The organism is Dokdonella fugitiva (genome assembly GCF_004342425.1).
GTDB classification, from domain to species: domain Bacteria; phylum Pseudomonadota; class Gammaproteobacteria; order Xanthomonadales; family Rhodanobacteraceae; genus Dokdonella_A; species Dokdonella_A fugitiva.
Genome location: NZ_SLWQ01000007.1, coordinates 73764 through 94896, shown reverse-complemented (window position 1 = coordinate 94896; position 21133 = coordinate 73764). Strand labels below are relative to the sequence as shown.

Here is a 21133-nt window from a genome sequence, read left to right as displayed (position 1 = left end):
CGATGACCCCTTCGACCACGTCCGCGCCGACCGCCGCGCCACCGTCGCCGGCCTCGCTGCCGCTCGCGCAGCGCTTCCTCATCTTCGGCGTGATGGCGTTCGGCCAGTTCATGGCGCTGATCGACATCCAGATCGTCGCCGCCTCGCTCAACGACGTGCAGGCGGGCCTGTCGGCCGGGCCCGACGAGATCAGCTGGGTGCAGACCGGCTACCTCATGGCCGAACTCGTGATGATTCCGTTCTCGGCCTTCCTCGCGCAGGCGCTGTCGACGCGCTGGCTGTTCGCGCTGTCGGCCGGCCTGTTCACGCTCGCGAGCGCGCTCTGCGGCGCGGCGTGGGACATCGAGTCGATGACCCTGTTCCGCGTGATCCAGGGCTTCGTCGGCGGCGCGATGATCCCGACCGTCTTCGCGACCGGCTTCGCGCTGTTCGACGGCAAGGAGCGTGCGTTGATCCCGGCGATCCTCGGCATGGTGTCGGTGCTCGCGCCGACGCTCGGGCCGACCGTCGGTGGCGTGCTCACCGAGGCATTCGGCTGGCGCTCGATCTTCTACGTGAACATCGTGCCCGGGATCGCGGTGACGGCGCTCACCGTGCTGTTCGTGCGCGTCGACAAGGCGGATCTTTCGATGCTGAGGCGCATCGACTACGTGCACCTCGTCGCGATGGCGGCGTTCCTCGGCGGGCTCGAATACGCGCTCGAGGAAGGGCCGCGCTACCAGTGGCTCGACGATCCGGTCGTCGCGACCGCGGCATGGCTGTCGCTGGTCGGCTTCGGCCTGTTCCTGGAGCGCTCGCTGCGCTCGCGCGCGCCGGTCGTTCGCCTTTCGCCGTTCCGCGAGCCGACGTTCGTGTTCGCCTGCCTGTTCAACCTCGTCGTCGGCTTCGGCCTCTACTCCTCGACCTACCTGATCCCGCTGTTCCTCGGCCGCGTGCGCGGCTACGACAGCCTGCAGATCGGCACGACCGTGTTCGTGACCGGCATCGCGCAGATCGTGAGCACGGTCATCGCCGCGCGCCTGTCGCAGCGCATCGATCCGCGCGCGATGATCGCAGTCGGCCTGCCGCTGTTCGCGGCGAGCCTGTGGCTCGCGTCCTACATGACGCCCGAGTGGGGCTTCGGCGCGCTGCTGCTGCCGCAGGCATTGCGTGGCCTCGCGATCATGCTGTGCATCGTGCCGAGCGTGACGCTCGCGCTCGGTGGCTTCGCCGGCGCCGAACTGCGCGCGGCATCGGGCCTGTTCAACCTCATGCGCAACCTCGGCGGTGCGATCGGCATCGCGGTCGTCAACACCTGGCTGCAGGACGAAGCGCGCATCCACGTCGCGCGCTTCGGCGAAAGCCTCGGCGAGGCCGCGCGCAGCGCGCCGGACACCGTCGCTGCGCTCGCCGGCCGCTTCGCCGCGGTGACCAGCGACGCCGCGCACGCCATGCTCTTAGCGCAGGGCGAGATCGCGCGCGTGGTCGCGCGCGCCTCGCTCACGCTCGCGTTCAACGACGTATTCCGCCTGATGGCGTGGATGTTCCTCGTCGCGCTCGTGCTGGTGCCGCTGTGCCGGCCGCCGCGCGTCGCGCCGGCGGCGCCGCCCGACGCGCACTGAACGGCGCGCCGGGCGCGCGGCTCACGCCGCGAGGCGGCACCCGCCCGCGATCGCCTCGTGCGCCGCGGCGACCGCGCGCTGCTTGCTCTCGGGCGACAGGTTCACGCCTTCGGCTCGCACGACTTCGATATCGGTGACGCCGAGGAAGCCGAACACCTTGCGCAGGTAGTCTTCCTGGAAGTCCATCGCTTCGGCCGGGCCCTCGCTGTAGATGCCGCCGCGCGCGGAGACGATGATGACGCGCTTGCCGCCGGCGAGGCCTTCGGGGCCGTTCGCGCCGTAGCGGAACGTCCTGCCGGCGACGGCGACGCGGTCGATCCATGCCTTCAGGGTGCTCGGGATCGAAAAGTTGTACATCGGCGCGCCGATGACGACGACGTCGGCGGCGAGGAACTCGTCGAGCATCGCGTTGCCTGCGCGCGCGGCGGGGTCGCTCGCGTCGGCGACCGGTGCCCAGTGCGGCAGCGGCTGCGCGGCGAGGTCGTGGTAGATGACCTCGGTACCGGGGTTGTTGCGCGTCCACGATTCGACCAGGGCGCGGCCGAGTTCGCGCGTGACCGAATGGGTGCCGAGGGCGCTGGAATCGACATGGAGCAGTTTCATGACGGGTATCCTTGGACCGCGGGAAGCGGTGCTTCCGACGCCTGGAACGATATGGCGTGGACAATCGCGTGATAAGTCCGCCAAAATGCGATGGTTCGTTCACCCAGGGAAACGATCATGACGACCGCCGACGGCGCGCTGCACGACCTCAACGACTTGCGCTTCTTCGCGGCGGTGGTCGAACACAAGGGCTTCTCGGCGGCCGGGCGCGCGCTCAACACGCCGAAGTCGCGGCTCAGCAAGCGCATCGCGCAACTCGAGGAACGCCTCGGCGTGCGGCTGCTGCAGCGGACCACGCGCCGCTTCGCGGTGACCGAGATCGGCGAGCGCTTCTACGCGCACTGCCGCGCCGCGCTCGAGGAAGCGCGCGCGGCGCAGGACGTCGTCGACGAACTTCGCGCGGAGCCGCGCGGCGTCGTGCGGCTGAGCTGCCCGGTGGCGCTCGTGCAGACGATCATCGGCCATGTGCTGCCGGATTTCCTCGAGGCGTATCCGAAGGTGCAGGTGCGCGTGCTGTCGAGCAATCGCCGCGTCGACGTGATCGGCGAGGGTTTCGACCTCGCGATCCGCGTGCGCGACAAGCTCGACACCGACGCCTCGCTGGTGCTGCGCACGTTCGGCCATTCGCGCGCGCTGCTGGTCGCCACGCCCGCGTTCCTCGACAGGAACGGGAGGCCCGCGCAGCCCGACGACCTCGAGCGCCTGCCGCTGTTGTCGATGCTCGAACACGACGGCGCGCAGATCCTCGAGCTGCACGGACCCGACGGCGCGAAGGCGAGCGTGGAGATGCAGGCGCGCGTCGTGTGCGGCGATTTCGCGCTGCTGTTCGAAGCGGCGCGGCGCGGGCAGGGGGTCGCGACCCTGCCCGAATTCGTCTGCGCGCCCGCCGTGGTCAAGGGCGAACTCGAAGTCGTGCTGCCGGACTGGGCGATGCCGCAGGGCGTCATGCATTTCGTCTACCCGAGCCGGCGTGGCCAGTTGCCCGGCGTGCGCGCGCTGGTCGAATTCCTTGCCGAGCGCCTGCCGTCGGCGGTGGAGCGCAAGCATGAGCAGTGTTGTGAGCCGAAGAAGCAGGGGCCGAGGGCCGAGGGCTGAGGACGGGGGAGCACGCGCTGGACGGTGCGCGTCGCCTATGATCGATGCCCGATTGCTCCGAGCCTGCCGATGAGCGAAATCCTCGTCCTTTACTACAGCCGCACCGGCAAGGTCGCGCAGCTCGCGCGGCTGGTCGCGCGCGGTGTCGAGGAAATCGATGGCATGCGCGCGCGCCTGCGCAGCGTGCCGCCGGTCGCGCCGGTTACCGAAACCGCGGCGCCGCCGGAGCCCGACGAGGGCGCGCCCTACGTCACGCGCGCGGACCTCGGCGAATGCGCGGGGCTCGTGCTCGGCAGCCCGACGCGTTTCGGCAACATGGCCGCGCCACTCAAGCATTTCCTCGACACGACCTCGGCCGAATGGGCCTCGGGTGCCCTGGTCGGCAAACCGGCCGGCGTGTTCACCTCGACGAGCACGATGCACGGCGGGCAGGAGTCGACCTTGCTGTCGATGATGTTGCCGCTGCTCCACCACGGCATGCTCGTCGTCGGCATCCCGTACACCGAAGCCGCGCTCAACCGCACGCGCGGTGGCGGCTCGCCGTACGGCGCGAGCCACGTCGCGGGAACCACGGGCGCGAATCCGATCGACGACGACGAACGCACGCTCGCGCGCGTGCTCGGCCGCCGCGTCGCCGACGTCGCCGCGAGGCTGGAGCGGGGCGCATGACGCCGCAGCGACTGGGTTTCGTCGCGTGGGCCGCACTCGTGTTGCTGCAGCCGCTCTGGTATTTCTGGCTCGCACCCCCCGCGAACGGCAAGCCGCTCCATGCGCTCGCGCTGACCCTGCCGCCGCTGCTGCTGCCGCTGTTCGCGCTCGCGCGGCCGCGTCGCGCCTTGTTGTGGATCGGCATCATCGCGCTGTTCTATTTCTGCCACGGTGTGGTCGCCGCCTGGGCGGTACCGGCCACGCGCGTACCGGCATTGCTCGAAGCCGCATGTTGCGTGGCGCTGATCGGGGCGATCGGCTGGGATACGCGGCAGCGCAAGCGGGCGGGCTGAGCGGCGGCAAGAAGCGATGTGCCGGCCGCTTTCAGGCCTTCCGTAGGGCGGTACGCGCGCAGCGCGTGCCGCCGTCCACCCGTCATGCACGCACATTGGCCAGTCAGCCTCCCTGCGCTAGGCTCGACGCATGCTGCTCGATCGCCTGCTCCGGCTCGTCCATTCGCGCTACGACCGCGATCGCGTCGTCGCGTTCCTCGACTTCACCTGGCGGCGCTTCCTCGAGGATCGTTGCCTGCAGACGGCCGGCGCGCTGTCGTTCACGACCGTGTTCGCGCTGGTGCCGCTGACCGCCGCGGTGCTCGGCGTGCTCGCCGCGTTCCCGGGGTTCGCCGGCTGGCGCGAGAAGCTCACGGTCTGGGTGTTCGAGAATTTCGTGCCCGCGGCGGGCAGCACGGTGCAGGGTTACCTCACCCAGTTCGCCGACAATGCGAGCCAGGCGACCGCGGTCGGCGTGCTCGTGCTGCTGTTCAGCGCGGTGTCGCTGATGATGAGCATCGAGGACGCGTTCAACCGCATCTGGCGCGTGCAGGTCGCGCGCCGCGCGGGCGCGCGCTTCGTCGTCTACTGGACCGCACTCTCGCTCGGCCCGCTGCTGCTCGTCGCCGCGCTCGCGATCAGCTCCTATGCATTCGCGCTGCCGTTCATCGACGCGGCGGAAGCGCAGTTCTCGATCAAGGCGCGCGTGCTCGCGGTGCTGCCGTTCCTGCTCGTCTGGAGCGCGCTGGTCGCCGCCTACTCGGTGATCCCGAACCGCAGCGTGCGCCTGCGCCACGCGCTGTTCGGGGCGTTGCTCGCGGCCGCGCTGTTCGAGCTCGCCAAGCGCGGCTTCGCGCTCTACGCGACGCGCTATGCGAGTTACCAGCAGGTGTACGGCGCGCTCGCGATGGTGCCGATCTTCATCTTCTGGATCTACCTGTCGTGGGCGATCGTGCTGCTCGGTGCATCGATCACCGCCTCGCTCAACGCGTTCGACTATCGCCCCGCATCGCAGCGCCTGCCGCGCGGGCACGAACTGACCGGACTCCTGCGCGTGCTCGGCCATTTCGTCGTCGCACAGCGCGAAGGCCGCGGCCTGCACAGCGCGCAACTGTGCGCGCTCGAGCCGTTCCTCACCGACGACCTGCTGCAACGCTACCTCGGCGACCTGCACCGCGTCGGCGTGATCCGTCGCGGCGAACTCGGCGAATGGATGGTCGTGCGCGACCTCGCCCAGGTGCGCCTGCTCGAGCTCGTCGACGAAGGCGGTTACCGCGTGCCGCTCGATGCCGACGGCCTCGACGGCCTCACGGCGCCGGCGGCGGCCTTGATCGCGCGCCTCGGCGGGCACATGCGCGAGGCACTCGGCCTGCCGTTGTCCGCGCTGTTCGCGCCGGATGTACCATCGCAGGCCGACATACCCGCACCGAAACCGGTGGAGCACGCATGACCTCCTTCATCCGCGCCTTCGCGCTCGCCTGCATCGCCGCCCTCGCGAGCGGCGTCGCGCATGCCGACGAGCCTCGCGTGACCAAGGCGAAGCCCGGCCTCTCGATCAGGACCCTCGACGGCGGGACGTTCGACCTGTCCGCGCAGCGCGGGCGCTGGGTCATCGTCAATTTCTGGGCGACCTGGTGTTCGCCGTGCATCAAGGAAATGCCCGACATTTCCGCCTACGTCGCCGCGCACGCGAGCGAGGTGAGCGCGATCGGCATCGCCTGGGAGGACACCGAGCGCGACGAGATCGACGCGTTCGTGAAACAGCATCCGGTCGTGTATCCGCTCGCCCAGGGCGACGTCTACGACCCGCTGCCCGACTTCGAAGTGCCGCGCAACCTGCCCGTCACCTACCTGATCGCGCCGGACGGCCGCGTCGCGAAGAAGTTCGTCGGGCCGATTACCGGCGACGAGCTCGACAGGATCGTCGCCGCCGGCAAGGCGGGGTAGGCGATGCCCGGCGCGCGCTTCCACGTGTCCGGCGTCGTGCAGGGCGTGTTCTTCCGCGCCTCGACGCAGGCGCGTGCGCGCGAACTCGGCCTCGCCGGCTGGGCGAAGAACCTCGCCGACGGCCGCGTCGAAGTCGTCGCCGGCGGCGATGCCGCGGCGCTCGACCAACTCGAACGCTGGCTGCAGCACGGTCCGCCGGGCGCACGCGTCGACGCGGTCGAGCGCGAGCCGTTCGACGTGCCGCCGGGCGACGGTTTCGCGCGGCTCTGACACGCGTGCGCCCGCGCCGACCCGAAGTGCGCGTGCGGCCGGTCGCGACGAGCGCGCCCGCGCCGCGCCATGGCCTCGCGCGCGTCGTCTCCAAGCTCGGCATCGCCTCGCGCACGCAGGCCGCGCGCTGGATCGCCGAGGGCCGCGTCACGGTCGATGGGCGCGTCGTGCGCGACGCCGAGCGGCCGACCGATGCCGCGCGCGAGCGCATCGCGATCGACGGCAGCGAGGTCGTGGCGAGCGAGCGCATCTACCTCGTGCTCAACAAGCCGCGCGGCGTCGTCACGACCGCAGCGGACGAGCGCGGCCGCGACACCGTCTACGCACTGCTCGAAGGTTCGGGCCTGCCCTGGCTCGCGCCGGTCGGCCGGCTCGATCGCGCCAGCGAGGGCCTGCTGCTGTTCAGCAACGACAGTACCTGGGCCGCCGCGATCACCGCGCCCGATTCGCACCTCGACAAGACCTACCACGTGCAGATCGACCGCCTGCCCGATGCCGCGCTGCTCGCTGCGATGCGCGCGGGCGTCGTCGACCGCGGCGAACGGCTCGCGGTCAAGGCGGTGCAGGAGCTGCGCCGCGGCGAGCGACATGCCTGGCTCGAGATCGTGCTCGACGAAGGCCGCAACCGGCAGATCCGCCGCGTGCTCGCCGCGCTCGGCGTCGGCGTGCTGCGGCTCGTACGCGTGGCGATAGGCCCGCTCGCGCTCGCCACGCTCGCCAAGGGCAGCTGGCGCCGGCTCGAGCCGCACGAAGTCGTCGCGCTCGCGCCACCGTCGACGCCCCCGGGCGCGTACTAAAATGTGCGGATGAACTACCGCTTCGGGCGCTGGCGCATTGCGCCGCAGGCCCGCGAACTCTGGCACGACGGGCAGCTGCAGCCGGTTGCACGGCGCGTGTTCGAATGCCTTGCCTACCTCATCGAACACCGCGAGCGCGCGGTCGGGCGCGACGAACTCGTCGCCGCGCTGTGGGGACGCGTCGACGTCGCCGACGTGCTGGTGAGCCAGCTCATCGCGCGCACGCGCCGCACGATCGGCGACGACGCGCAGTCGCAGCGCGCGATCCGCACCGTGCCAGGTTTCGGCTACCGCTGGGTGATGCCGCTCGACGAGGCGGACGCGGGCGCCGAAGTGGCCGCCGCGCCGGCGGTGGGTGCAGCCGACACGCACGCGGCGCCACCACCCGCAGCGGCGGGCGAGCGTCCGCAGTCACCCTCGCGTCGTCGCCGCGCCGGCGCGCTCGCCTCCGCCGCGCTCGCCGTCCTCGTCGTGGCCGGCGCGGGCGCGTGGTGGCTCGCGACGCAGCGTGCGCCCGCGCCGGTGGCGGCGGCCGCCGCGCATGACGCGGTCGTCCTCGTGCTGCCGTTCGAGGTCTCCGCCGCGCGCGAGCAGGGCTGGCTGCGCCTCGGCGCGATGGATCTCGTCGCCGAGCGCCTGCGCGCGGCGCAGCTGCCGGTGCCGGCGAGCGAAAGCGTCGTCGCCGCGCTGCACGCCCATGCGGATGCCGATACCGTGAGCGGCGAGCAGGACGCGGTCGACGCATTCAAGCCGCAGCTCGTCGTGCGCGGCCGCGTGCGGCAATCGAGCGAAGGCTGGCAGGTCGAGCTCGAAGCGCTCGACGACCGCGGCACGAGCCATCGCGTGAGCGCGACGCGCGCGCAGCCGACCGAGGCCGCGCGCCAGGCGAGCGGCATGCTGCTCGCGGCGCTCGGTCATCGCGGCCCGGCCGACGAGGAGGGCGGCGCCGATCCGCTCGACGATCGCCTGCAGCGCGTGCAGGCGGCGATCCTCGGCAACGAGTACGGCCTCGCGCGCGAACTGCTCGAGCAGGCGTCGCCGGCGGAGCAGGGCGACCCGCGCCTGCGCTATAACGCGGCGAAGGTCGAGTTCAACCTCGGCCACCTCGACCAGGCCGACGCGATCCTGCGCGCGCTGCTCGCGGACCCGGCGACGTTGCCGTTCGAGCTGCGCACGAACGTGCTCGTCTCGCGCGGCATGCTGGCGATGCGCCGCGGCGATTGCGCGGCGGCCGAGCCGTGGTACGACGCGGCGGTGCGCATCGCCGAGCCCGACGGCAAGCCGCTCGCGCAAGGCAATGCGCTCGCCGGGCGCGGACTCGCGCGCGCCTGCCTGCGCCGCTTCGACGATGCCTCGAACGACCTCGGCCTCGCGCGCGCGCGCATGGCCGCGGCCGGCGATGCGCTCGGCCTCGCGCGCGTCGACAACTACCTCGGCCTGCTCGACGCCGATCGTCGCCGCCTCGCCGACGCGCTGGTCGACTTCCGCGCCGCGGCCACGACGTTCGAGCGCTTCGGCGTCGTCGATGCGCAGCGCGCGGTGCTCAACGGCCAGCTCGAAGTGCAGGCCGACCTGTTGCAGCATGCCGACGCGCTCGCGACCAGCGAGCGGCTGTGGGCGCTGCGTGCGCAGGTCGCCGACCCGGGCCAGCGCCTCGCGCTCGCCGCCAACCGCGCGCGCGCGCTCATCGACGTCGGCCGGCTGCAGGCCGCCGCGCAGGTGCTCGCCGCGACCGCCGACGACCTCGCGGCGGCGACGCAGTCGGGTTACGGCCACTACGTGCACGCGCAAAGCGCCCGCCTCGCGGAACTCCTCGGCGACCGCGAGCGTGCGATCGCCGAAGCGCGCCTCGCGCTGGCGGCATGGCCGAAGCAGCCCGACGAACCCTTGCGCGAGCGTACGGTGTGGCTGCTCGTGCGCGCAGGTGCGGACGAGCCCGCCGGCAGCGCGATCGAGGATACGTCGCCGTATGCGGCGCTCGTGCTCGCGACCCGGGGACGCGCGCGCAATGACGCGGCGACGGCGACGCGCCAGTACGAGCGCGCGCTGGCCGCCGCGGAGCAGGGTGGCGTGCCCGCGACGGTCGCCGATGCCGCGATCGCCTACGCGGGCTGGCTGCTCGAGCACGGCGACACGCGTCGCGCAGCCGAGGTCGGCGGACGCGTCGCGCGCTGGGCCGACCGCGACTTCGCCTGCGCCGAGCTGCAGGTCGCGCTGTACCAGGCGCTCGGCCGCGAGGACCTGCGCGTCGACGCGCTGCGCCAGGCCGATGCCCTCGCCGGCGAGCGGCAGGTGAGCGCGGCCCTGCGCGACGCGGCCGTGTCGCCCGTGCGCTCCTGAGCGCAAGTGCGCCAAGGCGCTGATCGCATTGGTGTTCTATCGCTCCGCTAGCGGCCTGCTAGCGGTTTGCTAGCGGCTGCGAATGGCGCCCGCATGGCGCTCATGCAGGCTCGGGCCTTCGTCACGCGACCGTCATCGCCCTGTCGTCGCACTGACGCCATCCCTGTCGAGGTGTCCCGATGCCCGCTCGTTCCGCCAACTGGTTGTTGCTGTTCACCGCTTCCGGACTCGCCGCACTCGCCGGCGTCCGTTCCGCCGCCGCCGTCGAGGCGCCATCGCTGCAGCGCGTCGGCGTGCATGCGCCGGCATCCTGCAGCGACGGGCTCTGCGTCGAGGTCGGCGTCGCCCTCGCCGATCCCGGGCAGCCCGACGCATGCAGCACGCAGACGAGCATCGTCGCCGACGTCGGCGACCAGCTCGCCTGGTGCTACACGCTGACCAATTCGACCGACCACACGCTGTCCTGGCACACGCTGTCCGATTCGCTGCATGGCGACCTGTTCGCCCAGCTGCACCAGGACATCGCGCCGGGAGAAAGCTGGCGCTACATCAAGCTCGAAGTCGCCGGCAGCGTCGTCGACGGCGACGTCGCCGCGAGCTGGACCGCGAGCAGCACGCGTCCCGACTACGCCGTCGACGACGGCGTAGCGTTCGCCTACGTCGACGCGAGCGATGGTACCCTGCTCGACCTTGCCGGCGGTTTTTCGCACGCACGCTCGGCACTCGTGCAGGTGCCGTTCCCGGTCGACCTGTTCGGCACGCGCAGCGACATGCTCTGCATCGGCGCGAATGGGGCGATCCAGCCGGGCAGCACGCCGTGCGCGATCCCGATGACCTACGCGTTCCCGTCCACCTACGTCACCTCGGCGATCGCGCCCGCATGGAGCGGCTATGCCGACGGCGTCGGCAGCGTCCATACCAAGGTGCTCGGCAGCACGCCCGGCCAGCGCCGCTTCGTCGTCGAATGGAAGGACCTCGCGCTCGACTGGCCGGCGATGCCGGGCTTCACGTTCGAGGTCGTCATCGACGAGGCGGGCGGTTACCTGTTCCAGTACCTGTCGATGGGTTCGGGCACGGGTGACTCCGGCGATGCCGGCGGCCAGGCCATCGCCGGGCTGCAGGCGGATGGCACCACCGCGCAGGCCTACTCGAGCTTCGCGCCCACGCTGACGCCCGGCAAGGCCGTGCAGTGGACGCTGCAATCGCCGGCCGACGCGCTGACCGCATCGGCGAGCGTGCATGCCGACGTCGGCGCGCCTCGCCTCGTGCTGCCGGTCGCGCAATTGAATGCGTTCGCCGCGAGCGGCATCAGCGTGAGCCAGCCGATCGTGATCGGCAACGACGGCAACCGCACGCTCGAATGGAGCGCGGGCGAATACCCGGCCTCGTCGGTCGCCGCGCGTCCGCGTCGCACGGTCGCGCGAACGGCGTTCGATGCCTCGGCGTTGCAGCGCCACCCGGAGAGGACCGCGGGCCGGGCCTCGCGCGCATCGACGGCGGGCGTGCTCGGTGGCACCGGCCTGCCGGCGTACGCGGTGCAGCTCGACACGACCACGGGCGCACAGGACTACATCGGCTTCGACCTGTTCGCGCCCGACGCGGGCAATGCGCACGTGATCCTGCCGGACATCGATCTCGCCGGCATGAACGTCGCCGGTGGCGACTTCGTCGACAACGACTTCAGCCGCGAGTGGATGCTCGACTACTACTACGACGAGCTGTACACGCTCGACACCGGCGACGGCACGAAGACCCTGGTCGGCTGGCCCGTGCCGCAGCAGATCCAGCCGGGCGAGCAATGGTGGGGCGCCGCATGGGATCCCGCGAGCGGCGTGCTGTACGCGGTGACGAACTCCAACAACGGCTGGTCGGGCCTGTACACGATCGACCGGCAGAGTGCGGTCGCGACCTTCATCGGCAAGATCGACACCGGTACTTCGACCGTCATCGCCGACATCGCAATCGACCAGTCGGGCGCGATGTACGGCCTCGACACGCTCAACGACACGCTCGTCGCGATCGACAAGGCGAGCGGCGAGGCGAGCGTGGTCGGCCCGCTCGGCGTCGACGCGAAGTTCGCGCAGGGCATCAAGTTCGACCGCTCGACCGGCATCCTTTACTGGACCTCGTACGACGCGAGCGGCGCCGCCGCGGTGGCGACGATCGATCCGGTCACGGGCACGCCGACGCCGCTCGTGCCGTCCGGCGACGAGCGCCAGCTGTTCGCGCTCGCGATCGCAAGGGCCGGAGGCGACTGCACGCAGCCGCTCGATGCGCCGTGGCTCAGCCTCTCGACCGCGAGCGGCACGCTCGCGCCGGGGGCGCCGTTCGGCGTCTACGACGTCACGTTCGACGCGACGATGCTGGCACCGGGCGACTACGAGGCGTCGATCTGCGTGTTCAGCAACGATCCGGCGCGCCGCACGCAGCCGGTGATCGTGCCGGTGCATTTCAACGTCGTGCCGGCAGCCGACGACGAGCTGTTCGCCGACGGCTTCGACGGTTGACCGCTTCCGCTGCGCGGCGCCGCCCTCTCGGCGTCGCGTAGGTGCCAGGCCTGGCTGCGCCGACTCCCTCCGCCAGCCGCCGAAGCACTGCGCCCGCGTTCGCGCGGGCGCGCGCCTTTCAGACGATCACCTCGCGGAACAGGCGCGCGAAGTTCGCGCCGAGCACCTTCTCGATGCGCGCATCGGAGTGGCCGCGCCGTGACAGCAGCAAAGCGAGGCGCTCGAAGCGCGACGGCGTGTTGAGGTCGGGCGCGAACGTGTACGAGTCGGCGCGTTCGCCCGGTGCCGCGATGCCGCGCCGCGCGCGCTCGGCGATCTCGGCGGCGAACTGCTTGCGGTAGTCCTCGGTGATCTCCACGCCCGAGGTCGTGCCGTCGGTGCCGATGCCGACGTGGTCTTCGCCGCACACGTCGAGCGCATGTTCGAGATGGCGGATCACGTCGTCGGCCACCACCTGGCCCTGCCGGCGCAGGTACGGCATGACGTAGATGCCGGCCACGCCGCCGCGCTCGGCGAGCAGGCGCAGTTCCTCGTCGCGCTTGTTGCGCGGCGCATCGGTGAGCGCGGCGCAACCGGTATGGGTGATCGCGACCGGACGCTTGGACTGCAGGATGCCTTCGCGCGTCGTGCGCTGGCCGCAATGGCTGAGGTCGGCCAGGGTGCCGCGTTCGTTCAGGCGTGCGAGGAGCTCGAGGCCGAAGCGGCTGAGCCCGGCGTTGCCCGGTTCCATGCAGCCGTCGCCGACGAGGTTGCGGCGGTTGTAGGTGAGCTGGACGATGCGCACGCCGAGGTCGTGGAACAGGTCGACCCGCTCGAGGTCCTCGCCGTACATGGTCGTGTCCTGGAAGCCGAACACGACGCCGAGGCGGCCGCTGCGCTTGGCGTCGTCGAGCTGGGCGCCGCGCACGACCTTGAGCAGCACGTCGGGGTGCGCGGCGACCTGCGCGTCCCAGAACGCGATGTTGCGCAGCGTCTTCTCGAAGTCGTCGGCATAACTGCCGACCGATCCGACCGTGAAGTTGATCGCGGTGACGCCACCGGCGCGGATGTCGGCGAGCTCGCGCGCGTCGAGCCCGTCGCCGTCGGGCCGGCCGGGCGAACCGCAGGCATCGACGACGATCGCATCGCGGTAGCGTGGCCACGACGTCGCCTCCTCCGCGGCGGATGCGCCGCGCCAGGCGACCGCGGCGGCGCCCGCGGCACAGGCGGCGAGGAAGGTGCGGCGGGCAGGGGAGTCGGGCATGGATACCTCGCGGGATCGGAGGAGCAGGGATGGCGCGGCCCCGCACGAGCGCGGCGTGGGGCCGCCTTCAGGATTCTTCATTCGCATTTCAGGCACTTCATCGCGGGGCGCGCTGGACTGCGCCGGCCAATCCGGTCACTGGAGGAGTATATGCAGATACGCCCGCTCGCCCGCCTGCTCGCCACCTTCGCCCTCGCCGGCGGCATCGGCATCGCCCGTGCCGCTGCGCACGCCATGCCCGAGCGCACCGACGACGGCTGGCCGGTCGCCGATGCGCAGGCCCTCGGCTGGAACACCGGCGTGCTCGCCGGCCTCGAGGCGAAGATCGCCGACGGGACCTGGAAGGGCATCACGAGCCTCGTCGTCGCCGACCACGGCCGGCTCGTGCACGAGGCGTACTTCAACGGCGGCAGCCGCGACACGCTCAACGACATGCGCTCGGCGACGAAGACGCTGACCGCCCTGCTCGCCGGCGCGGCGATCGAGCGCGGCCTGGTTCCTGACGTGCATGCGAAGGTCTACCCGTACTTCGCCGACCGCAAGCCGTACCTGCATCCGGATGCACGCAAGGAGGCGTTCACGCTCGAGGACCTGCTGACGATGAGTTCGCTGTGGGAGTGCGACGACGACAACGCGTTCTCGAGTGGCAACGAGGAACGCATGTACGTGACCGAAGACTGGCTGCGCTTCGCGCTCGACCTGCCGATCAAGGGCTTCGCGCCATGGATGAAGAAGCCGGCGGAAAGTCCCTACGGCCGCGCGTTCGCCTATTGCACGGCCGGCGCCTATGTCGCCGGTGCGCTGGTCGAGCGCGCCGCGGGCCGCCATCTCGATGCGTTCTCGGCCGAGGTACTCGAGCGCCCGCTCGGCATCGCGCGCATGCAATGGAACTTCGCGCCCGAAGGCATCGCGATGGGCGGCGGCGGTACGCGCCTGCGCTCCCGCGACGCGGCGAAGATCGGCCAGTTGCTCGCCGCGCAGGGTGAGTGGCAGGGGCGGCGGGTGATCGCGAAAGCGTGGATCGCCGCGATGCTCGCGCCGCACGCGCAGGCGCGCGACGACGCCGAGTACGGCTATCTCGTCTGGCGCCTGCATTTCGCGCATGGCGGCCGCGACCAGCCGGCCTGGGCGATGTCCGGCAATGGCGGCAACTACGTGTTCGTGGTACCCGAGCGTCAGCTCGTCGCCGTCGTCACGAGCAGCGCCTACAACCAGCGTTACGCGCATGCGCAGTCGCAGCAGATCTTCCGCGAGGTCGTGCTCGAAGCGATGCCGGCCGCGCCACCGAAGGCCCCGGTCTACGCCGACCGGCGCGAAGACGAAGGCTGAGGGCCGAGGGGCCGAGGGCTCGACGAGCTACTTCGCGTCGGCGATGCCGGCGGGCAGGCCTTCGGCGAGCACCGCGTCGCGTTCGCGCGCGACCGCGCGGCCGATCGCATCGAGCGTCGCGGCGAAGCGCGGTTCCGCCGCAAGCGCGCGGAACAGGGCCGAGGTCTGCAGGTAGGCGCGATCGCGGTAGCCGGCATCGACCGCGCGCTGCACGGCATCGAGGGCGGCCGCGCTCGAACCGCGGGCGAGCTCGAGCACGGCGACGTCGAGCCAGCCGTCGGGCCATTCACCGCCGTGGTCGAGCGAAGCGTGCAGTTCGTCCACGCGCGTGGCGATCCAAGCCGCGTCGGCCGGCGTGGGCGCGTGCAGCGCCGCAAGCAGCGCCGCACGGCCGTCATGCGGTCGCATCGCCGCCGCGCGCTCGAACGCTTCGCCGGCTGCGGCGCGATCGCCGCGCAGCAGGGCGAGTTCACCTTCGAGCAGCGCGAGGTCGGGATGGCGCGGGCGCTGCCGCGCCTGCTCCAGCGCCGCGCTGGATTCGGCGAGCCGGCCCTGCAGGAACAGGCAGCGCGGGTAGTCGACGTTGCCGAAGACGTTGTCGGGATAGAGGCGGAACACGCGTTCGTAGCGGCGTTCGGCGGCGGCGGTGAAACCGAGCAGCTCGAGCACGCGCGCGATCTGCAGGTCGAGGAAGCGCGGCCGCATCGCGCCTTCCTGCGAGCGCAGGTCCGCGCGCAGCGCGTCGGCGAGCCGGCCTTTCGCGGCGTAGAGGTTCGCCGCCGAGGCGAGGCTGTCGGCGCGTGCCTGCGGATCGAGCGCGACCGCGCGCTCGTAGTCGGCGATCGCCGCGTCGATCTCGCCGCGGCAGTCGTGCGCGTAACCGGCCGCCGCGCGCGCGAGGCTGTTGCGAGGCTGCTCCGCGATGACATCCTGCGCCAGCGCGAGCGCGCGTTCGCTCCAGTCCGGCCCGCGGTTGTAGAGGCAGACGCGCGCGCCGTAGGCGAAGGCGAGGCCGAGGCGCGCATCGGTGTCCGCGGGCGCCTCGCGCAGCACTTCCTCGTACAGCGCGATCGCGCGTTCGTTGTCGTCGTCCTGGCCGATGCCGGCGTAGTAGCGCGCGCGCTGCAGACGCTCGTCCTGCGCGGCGGCAGGCGCATCCGGCGCGGACGCGATGCGCCACGTCGCGAACGCGGCGGCGAGCGTGGCAAGTGCGAGTGCGACGAGCGCGCCGACGCGGCGCGAACGCATGCGCCGCGGAGGGACTTCGTCGGCGAGCGCCTGTGGCGGCGCGCAGAGCTGGTAGCCGCGGCCGCGCACCGAGCGCACGTAGCGCGGATTGCGACCGTCGTCGCCGAGCGCCTGGCGCAGCAGCTTCACGCGCTGGGTGACGGTTTCCTCGTTGACCACCGCGGGTGCCCACACCGCGGCGATGAGTTCGTCGAACGAGACGACGCGCGTGCCGCAGCCGAGCAGGAACGCGAGCAGGTCGAAACTGAGTCCGCCGACGTCGAGTCGGGTGCCGCCCCGCGCGACATGGCGGCGCGCGAGGTCGATCTCGAGGTCGAGCAGGCGATGGCGGCCCGCGCCGCCTGCCGGCGGCGCCTCGCTCATCCCTCGAGCACGCCGAGCTTGCGGCCGACGCGCACGAATGCATCGACCGCGCGGTCGATCTGCTCGCGCGTGTGCGCCGCGCTCATCTGCGTGCGGATGCGCGCCTGGCCCTGCGGCACGACCGGGTAGAAGAAGCCGATCACGTAGATGCCCTCGTCGAGCAGTTCCTTCGCGAACGCCTGCGCGAGCCTCGCGTCGTGCAGCATCACCGGTGCGATCGGATGCGTGCCCGGGCGGATCTCGAAGCCGGCCTCGCTCATGCGGCGGCGGAAGTACAACGCGTTGTCGTTGACCTTGTCGCGCAGGCTCGTGCTCGAGGAGAGCATCTCGAACACCTTGATCGAGGCGGCGACGAGGGGCGGCGGCAGCGTGTTGGAGAACAGGTACGGGCGCGAACGCTGGCGCAGCAGGTCGATGATTTCCTTGCGGCCGGTGGTGAAGCCGCCGGAACCGCCGCCGAGCGCCTTGCCGAGCGTGGAGGTGAACACGTCCACTTCGTCCATCACGCCGTGCAGTTCCGCCGAGCCGCGGCCGGTCGGGCCGACGAAGCCGGTCGCGTGCGAGTCGTCGACCATCAGCAGCGCGCCGTACTTCTTCTTCAGCGCGACGATCTCGTCGAGCTTGGCGATGTAGCCATCCATCGAGAACACGCCGTCGGTCGCGATCAGGCGCGTGCGCTTGCCCTGCGTCTGGGCCAGGTGCTTCTCGAGCTCGGCCATGTCGCCGTTGGCGTAGCGGCGCCGCTCGGCCTTGCACAGGCGGATGCCGTCGATGATCGAGGCGTGGTTGAGCGCATCGGAAATGACCGCGTCCTCGTCGGACAGGATCGTTTCGAACAGGCCGCCGTTGGCGTCGAAGCAGCTCGTGTAGAGGATCGTGTCGTCGGTCCCGAAGAATTTCGAGATCGTCGCCTCGAGCTGCTTGTGCAGGTCCTGCGTGCCGCAGATGAAGCGCACCGAGGCGAGGCCGAAGCCGTGCGTGTCGAGCGCATGCTTGGCCGCGGCGATGACGTCCGGGTGGTCGGCGAGGCCGAGGTAGTTGTTGGCGCAGAAGTTCAGCACTTCGCGGCCGTCGTCGGTGCGGATCGCGGCCGACTGCGGCGTGGTGATGACGCGCTCGGTCTTGTACAGGCCCTGGTCGCGGATCGATTCGAGTTCGGCGGCGAGGCGGCCGCGTGCGGCGGAGTCCATGGAGACGGTGGTTCCGGGGCAGGAGGGGACGGCTATGGTAGCGCAGCACCGCGTCGCGACGCGGCGGCGCGACGGTCGCGAGCGCGCCCTGCGAGGCGCCGCGGTTGCCGCTGGTGCGGCGCGGGTCTAGGCTGCACGAGCGGCAGCGGGGTCGCCGCGGACCTGTCATCCATCCTGGGAGGGGATTCAATGGTCATCAAGCGCATCGGCGTACTCAAGGCAGGCGTGATCCAGGCCAGCATCATGGCCTTGTTCGGCCTCATCATCGGCCTGTGCTTCCTGCTGTTCGGCACGATGCTCGCCGGCCTCACCGGCGGCTCCGACGGCACGGCGGCGGCGGGCGCACTCGGCATGCTCGGCGGCATCGGCATGGTGATCTTCCTGCCGATCATGTACGGCGTGACGGGATTCCTCGCCGGCGTGATCGGCGCGGCGGTCTACAACCTCGTCGCCGGCATGGTCGGCGGCCTCGAGATCGAAGTCGAATGAGTGTCGCGCGGGATGGCGGCACGATGCCGTCATCCCGCACGCAGCGCCCTAGTCGACGTCGACCGGAGACGGTTCGCCGCTGCGCGCATACGGCGGCGCGCCCGCGCGGCGCACGCCGATCACGATGTTCCAGCCGCGCTCGGTGAGCGCACGGCGCGCGGCCAGGCTCGCGTCGCCGCCGATCAGCACGGTCTTGTTCTTCACGCGGAATTCGGGCCGGTCGAGGAAGCGTTCGACGTCGGTGGTCGCGCTGAGGCGATCGACCGGCAACGGCAGCACGAGTTCGCCATTCGCGGCCTTGTAGGCCAGCCCCGCACCGACGCGCTGCAGCGTGCCCTGTTTCGCGCGCGCGCCGAGATGCGCATCGAGCAGGCGCAGTGCATTGACGAGAAAGCGCGCTTCGAGGTCGGAATCTGCGGTCATTCCGAGCTCGAGCACGTCGTCGCAACCCTGCGCGGGTTGCAGCGCATCGAGCGCGTCGGCGAACGCGGTCTGCAGCGTCGGCGAGAACGCGCCGCGGCGCAGGAACTGGCGGATCAGCAGTTCGTCGCGGCAATGGCGCTGCAGGCGCTCGCGATTGCGCGCGCGCAGGTCGTCCGGCGCGAGTTTCCAGACGATGCTGTTGACGCGCAGGCCCTGCGCGAGCACGCCGGCACCGACGCCGCCGATCGTGCCGAGCGCGCCGCCGGCGCCGAAATCGCCGGCGCTGCCGACCCAGGCGAGTGCGGACAGCCGCTCCTGCGCGTAGGGATTGCGCGTGTAGGGGTCGATGCCGAGGCGCTGCGCGATCTCGCGCTTGGCCTTGCCGTACTTCACCTGGCGCTTGAACTCGCGGCCGGCCTCGCGCGCGATCGAGGAGTACCAGTGCTTCTTGCGCGGCGGCTCGCCGGCAGCATCGTCGCGTCCGTCCGTCATCGGGCCGTCGTCGTCTGGATACGGGTCGCCTTCGTTGCCGAACCGGCGCGCGACGCGGTCGGATGCGCTCTGCGCCTGCGTGCCGATCTTCGCGAGGCGCTCGCTGAAATAGCGCGCGACGCCTGCGGGAATGCCGGTCACGCTGTCGATCGGGTGCAGCACGACGTTGGCGAGCGCCTTCGCCGTCGTGCCGATGCGATCGCCGGCCGCGCGCAGGAAGGCCTCCGAACGCGTGACCTTCTCGAGTGCCTCGAGCGCCGGCAACTCCGCTTCGCGTTCGGCGAGGATCTCGACGCTGTCCGCCTGCAGCGGACCGTACGGCGTGTCCAGCGTGAAGCGCGCCATGTAACCGCGCAGTTCGACGTGCGGATCGACGCTGAAGCCCGGGCCCGAGAGCAGGGCCGGTTGCACGAGGCTGGCGGCGTCGACGACCGGCTCCTCCTCGGCCGCGCCGGCGAGGGTGGCCGCGAGCGGGAGCAGGCAGCACGGCATGCGCAGCAGCGCGCGGCGAAGCGACGTCGCCTTCATGCGGGCCGTGGCGGGTGGGGGATGTTCATGCGCGGATGCACGGCTCGCGCAATGCGGCGACGCGATCAGCCGCCGCTGAAGGCACCGTAGCTGCGCAGGCGCTGGTAGCGCTTGTCGAGCAGGGCGGGGATCTGCAGCGTGCCGAGCTCGTCGAGCTGGTTCAGCAGCACCGCCTTGAGGCGCACCGCCATGCCGCGCGGATTGCGATGCGCGCCGCCGAGCGGTTCGCGCACGACCTTGTCGACGAGGCCGAGTTCGAGCAGGCGTGGCGCGGTCATGCCGAGGGCCTCGGCCGCGTCCTTGGCGCGTTCGGCGGTCTTCCACAGGATCGATGCGCAACCTTCCGGCGTGATCACCGAATACGTGCTGTACTCGAGCATGTTGGTACGGTCGCCGACACCGATCGCGAGGGCTCCGCCCGAACCGCCTTCGCCGACGACGGTGCAAACGATCGGCACCTCGAGGCGGGCCATTTCGAGCAGGTTGCGCGCGATCGCCTCGCTCTGCCCGCGTTCCTCCGCACCGACGCCGGGATAGGCGCCCGGCGTGTCGATGAAGGTGAGGATCGGCAGGCGGAAGCGTTCGGCCATCTGCATGAGGCGCAGCGCCTTGCGATAGCCCTCCGGCCGCGGCATGCCGAAGTTGCGGCGGATCTTCGACTTGGTGTCGCGCCCCTTCTGGTGGCCGATGATCATGACGCTGCGACCATCGATGCGGCCGAGGCCGCCGACGATCGCGGCATCGTCCGCGTAGGCGCGGTCGCCGGCGAGTTCGTGGAATTCCTCGCAGATCACGCCGACGTAGTCGAGCGTGTACGGGCGAGCCGGATGGCGCGACAGCTGGGCGACCTGCCAGGGCGTCAGGTTGCGGAAGATCTCGGCGGTCTTCGTCTTCAGCTTGTCCTGCAGCGTTGCGATCTCGTCCTCGATGTTGAATGCCTGGCCACGGCTGGCATGGCGCAGTTCCTGGATCTTGGCGTCCAGTTCGGCGATAGGCTGTTCGAAATCGAGGAAGTTCGGATTCATTCGCTGCAGTTCGCGCCAGGGCGGAGGCGCAAAGGGCGAAGTATAGCCGCTCGGACGGGTCCGGTCAGGAGCCGGTGCGGGCGGGCGTCGCCAGGCTGGCGGATGCACGCGGCTCGTAGCGGCAGGCCGGCAGCACGCGCGCGATGTCCGGATAGCTCGGCGTGCTGCACTCCCACCGCAGGGCCGTGCCGCTGGACGTCGGCGTGAAGCGGATCTCGCCGGCCGGCAGGCCGTGGCCGGCGCGCAACACCGCGACGTAGCGCCCATCCGCTTCGATGCGCACGCGCTCGAGCAGCTGGCCGCGGTATGCGTCGGGGTCGATGCCGCAGCTCGCGGGGGTGTCGGGCCAGCGACCTTGCGTGTAGTAGCACTCGGTCAAGGCGACGCGCACGCCGGTGGTCGCGGCGATGTCGCCGGCGAGGATCGCGTTCGCCTGCGGCAGCGCGGCGAGCATCGCATGGGTCGCGCCGTCGTCGCCGTCCACCGCGGCGCTCTCCGCCCTGACCGCGGGCGCCGGCAGGCGGGCCGGTCCGAAGGCGTGATCGTCGTGCGTGGACCGCGCGCGCCCACGCGGCGAATGCCACGCATCGTAGGCGGCGAGCAGGACGATGATCGCGACGAACGTCGCGGCGAACCGCAACGACAGCGATTTCATCGCCGGAT

General features: G+C 71.3%; 19 protein-coding genes. 12 read left to right on the top strand and 7 right to left on the bottom strand.

Annotated elements, in window-relative coordinates; all coding sequences use genetic code 11:
- Positions 1-2 precede the first annotated feature (2 nt).
- A complete protein-coding gene (locus EV148_RS12985) occupies positions 3-1601 on the top strand; it encodes a DHA2 family efflux MFS transporter permease subunit (RefSeq protein WP_131998927.1) in 1599 nt (532 codons plus the stop codon).
- A gap of 21 nt (positions 1602-1622) precedes the next feature.
- On the opposite strand, the gene EV148_RS12980 is transcribed toward EV148_RS12985, so the two are convergent.
- A complete protein-coding gene (locus tag EV148_RS12980; RefSeq protein WP_131998925.1) occupies positions 1623-2204 on the bottom strand; it encodes an FMN-dependent NADH-azoreductase in 582 nt (193 codons plus the stop codon).
- 117 nt (positions 2205-2321) lie between these two features.
- On the opposite strand from EV148_RS12980, the gene EV148_RS12975 reads away from it, so the two are divergent.
- The 9 genes from EV148_RS12975 to EV148_RS12935 all read left to right on the top strand — a co-directional run bounded on the left by EV148_RS12975 (position 2322) and on the right by EV148_RS12935 (position 12140).
- Entirely contained in the window at positions 2322-3299 is a 978-nt protein-coding gene (locus tag EV148_RS12975) for a LysR substrate-binding domain-containing protein (RefSeq protein WP_131998922.1), read from the top strand.
- 69 nt (positions 3300-3368) lie between these two features.
- The gene (wrbA, locus tag EV148_RS12970; protein ID WP_131998920.1) at positions 3369-3968 is read left to right on the top strand and encodes an NAD(P)H:quinone oxidoreductase; all 600 of its coding nucleotides are present in this window, start codon (positions 3369-3371) and stop codon (positions 3966-3968) included.
- A complete protein-coding gene (locus EV148_RS12965; protein ID WP_131998918.1) occupies positions 3965-4300 on the top strand; it encodes a DUF2069 domain-containing protein in 336 nt (111 codons plus the stop codon). Before wrbA ends, EV148_RS12965 begins: the two co-directional genes overlap by 4 nt.
- A gap of 130 nt (positions 4301-4430) precedes the next feature.
- Complete coding sequence (locus EV148_RS12960; RefSeq protein ID WP_131998916.1) at positions 4431-5729, top strand: YihY family inner membrane protein; 1299 nt, start codon at positions 4431-4433, stop codon at positions 5727-5729.
- Entirely contained in the window at positions 5726-6226 is a 501-nt protein-coding gene (locus EV148_RS12955) for a TlpA disulfide reductase family protein (protein WP_131998914.1), read from the top strand. The genes EV148_RS12960 and EV148_RS12955 overlap by 4 nt, the downstream gene beginning before the upstream one ends.
- A gap of 3 nt (positions 6227-6229) precedes the next feature.
- Entirely contained in the window at positions 6230-6496 is a 267-nt protein-coding gene (locus tag EV148_RS12950; RefSeq protein ID WP_131998912.1) for an acylphosphatase, read from the top strand.
- Positions 6497-6501: 5 nt separating this feature from the next.
- A complete protein-coding gene (locus EV148_RS12945; RefSeq protein WP_131998910.1) occupies positions 6502-7293 on the top strand; it encodes a pseudouridine synthase in 792 nt (263 codons plus the stop codon).
- A 9-nt stretch (positions 7294-7302) separates the two neighbouring features.
- Positions 7303-9633 (top strand): winged helix-turn-helix domain-containing protein, encoded by a 2331-nt coding sequence (locus EV148_RS12940; RefSeq protein ID WP_131998908.1) that lies wholly within the window; start codon positions 7303-7305, stop codon positions 9631-9633.
- Between the two features lie 179 nt (positions 9634-9812).
- Positions 9813-12140, top strand: a complete 2328-nt coding sequence (locus EV148_RS12935; protein WP_131998906.1) for an NHL repeat-containing protein — start codon at positions 9813-9815, stop codon at positions 12138-12140.
- Positions 12141-12258: 118 nt separating this feature from the next.
- Here the strand turns inward: EV148_RS12935 and EV148_RS12930 are convergent, their stop codons facing one another.
- Complete coding sequence (locus tag EV148_RS12930; protein WP_158287460.1) at positions 12259-13383, bottom strand: dipeptidase; 1125 nt, start codon at positions 13381-13383, stop codon at positions 12259-12261.
- Between the two features lie 150 nt (positions 13384-13533).
- Between EV148_RS12930 and EV148_RS12925 the strand changes: the two genes are divergently transcribed.
- Entirely contained in the window at positions 13534-14712 is a 1179-nt protein-coding gene (locus EV148_RS12925; protein ID WP_131998902.1) for a serine hydrolase domain-containing protein, read from the top strand.
- A 27-nt stretch (positions 14713-14739) separates the two neighbouring features.
- Here EV148_RS12925 and EV148_RS12920 read toward each other — a convergent pair whose 3' ends face one another.
- Both EV148_RS12920 and kbl read right to left on the bottom strand, forming a co-directional pair.
- A complete protein-coding gene (locus EV148_RS12920; protein WP_131998900.1) occupies positions 14740-16323 on the bottom strand; it encodes a winged helix-turn-helix domain-containing protein in 1584 nt (527 codons plus the stop codon).
- Positions 16320-17513 carry a glycine C-acetyltransferase gene (gene kbl, locus EV148_RS12915; RefSeq protein ID WP_131998898.1) on the bottom strand — a complete coding sequence of 398 codons (1194 nt, stop codon included), beginning with the start codon at positions 17511-17513 and terminating at the stop codon, positions 16320-16322. Before kbl ends, EV148_RS12920 begins: the two co-directional genes overlap by 4 nt.
- Before the next feature lie 189 nt (positions 17514-17702).
- On the opposite strand from kbl, the gene EV148_RS12910 reads away from it, so the two are divergent.
- Complete coding sequence (locus tag EV148_RS12910; protein ID WP_131998896.1) at positions 17703-18002, top strand: hypothetical protein; 300 nt, start codon at positions 17703-17705, stop codon at positions 18000-18002.
- 48 nt (positions 18003-18050) lie between these two features.
- Here the strand turns inward: EV148_RS12910 and EV148_RS12905 are convergent, their stop codons facing one another.
- From EV148_RS12905 to EV148_RS12895, 3 genes are all read right to left on the bottom strand, one after another.
- Positions 18051-19445, bottom strand: a complete 1395-nt coding sequence (locus EV148_RS12905) for a hypothetical protein (RefSeq protein WP_131998894.1) — start codon at positions 19443-19445, stop codon at positions 18051-18053.
- 65 nt (positions 19446-19510) lie between these two features.
- Positions 19511-20470, bottom strand: coding sequence for an acetyl-CoA carboxylase carboxyltransferase subunit alpha (locus EV148_RS12900; RefSeq protein WP_131998892.1), 960 nt, complete (start codon positions 20468-20470; stop codon positions 19511-19513).
- Positions 20471-20534: 64 nt separating this feature from the next.
- Positions 20535-21125 carry a pilin gene (locus EV148_RS12895; RefSeq protein WP_131998890.1) on the bottom strand — a complete coding sequence of 197 codons (591 nt, stop codon included), beginning with the start codon at positions 21123-21125 and terminating at the stop codon, positions 20535-20537.
- Positions 21126-21133 lie beyond the last annotated feature (8 nt).

Excerpts from the sequence above, each read along its gene's own strand:
- EV148_RS12985 (WP_131998927.1), top strand. The coding sequence starts at position 3 with ATGACCCCTTCGACCACGTCCGCGCCGACCGCCGCGCCACCGTCGCCG.
- EV148_RS12980 (WP_131998925.1), bottom strand. The coding sequence starts at position 2,204 with ATGAAACTGCTCCATGTCGATTCCAGCGCCCTCGGCACCCATTCGGTC.
- EV148_RS12975 (WP_131998922.1), top strand. The coding sequence starts at position 2,322 with ATGACGACCGCCGACGGCGCGCTGCACGACCTCAACGACTTGCGCTTC.
- wrbA (WP_131998920.1), top strand. The coding sequence starts at position 3,369 with ATGAGCGAAATCCTCGTCCTTTACTACAGCCGCACCGGCAAGGTCGCG.
- EV148_RS12965 (WP_131998918.1), top strand. The coding sequence starts at position 3,965 with ATGACGCCGCAGCGACTGGGTTTCGTCGCGTGGGCCGCACTCGTGTTG.
- EV148_RS12960 (WP_131998916.1), top strand. The coding sequence starts at position 4,431 with ATGCTGCTCGATCGCCTGCTCCGGCTCGTCCATTCGCGCTACGACCGC.
- EV148_RS12955 (WP_131998914.1), top strand. The coding sequence starts at position 5,726 with ATGACCTCCTTCATCCGCGCCTTCGCGCTCGCCTGCATCGCCGCCCTC.
- EV148_RS12950 (WP_131998912.1), top strand. The coding sequence starts at position 6,230 with ATGCCCGGCGCGCGCTTCCACGTGTCCGGCGTCGTGCAGGGCGTGTTC.
- EV148_RS12940 (WP_131998908.1), top strand. The coding sequence starts at position 7,303 with ATGAACTACCGCTTCGGGCGCTGGCGCATTGCGCCGCAGGCCCGCGAA.
- EV148_RS12935 (WP_131998906.1), top strand. The coding sequence starts at position 9,813 with ATGCCCGCTCGTTCCGCCAACTGGTTGTTGCTGTTCACCGCTTCCGGA.
- EV148_RS12930 (WP_158287460.1), bottom strand. The coding sequence starts at position 13,383 with ATGCCCGACTCCCCTGCCCGCCGCACCTTCCTCGCCGCCTGTGCCGCG.
- EV148_RS12925 (WP_131998902.1), top strand. The coding sequence starts at position 13,534 with ATGCAGATACGCCCGCTCGCCCGCCTGCTCGCCACCTTCGCCCTCGCC.
- EV148_RS12920 (WP_131998900.1), bottom strand. The coding sequence starts at position 16,323 with ATGAGCGAGGCGCCGCCGGCAGGCGGCGCGGGCCGCCATCGCCTGCTC.
- kbl (WP_131998898.1), bottom strand. The coding sequence starts at position 17,513 with ATGGACTCCGCCGCACGCGGCCGCCTCGCCGCCGAACTCGAATCGATC.
- EV148_RS12910 (WP_131998896.1), top strand. The coding sequence starts at position 17,703 with ATGGTCATCAAGCGCATCGGCGTACTCAAGGCAGGCGTGATCCAGGCC.
- EV148_RS12905 (WP_131998894.1), bottom strand. The coding sequence starts at position 19,445 with ATGAAGGCGACGTCGCTTCGCCGCGCGCTGCTGCGCATGCCGTGCTGC.
- EV148_RS12900 (WP_131998892.1), bottom strand. The coding sequence starts at position 20,470 with ATGAATCCGAACTTCCTCGATTTCGAACAGCCTATCGCCGAACTGGAC.
- EV148_RS12895 (WP_131998890.1), bottom strand. The coding sequence starts at position 21,125 with ATGAAATCGCTGTCGTTGCGGTTCGCCGCGACGTTCGTCGCGATCATC.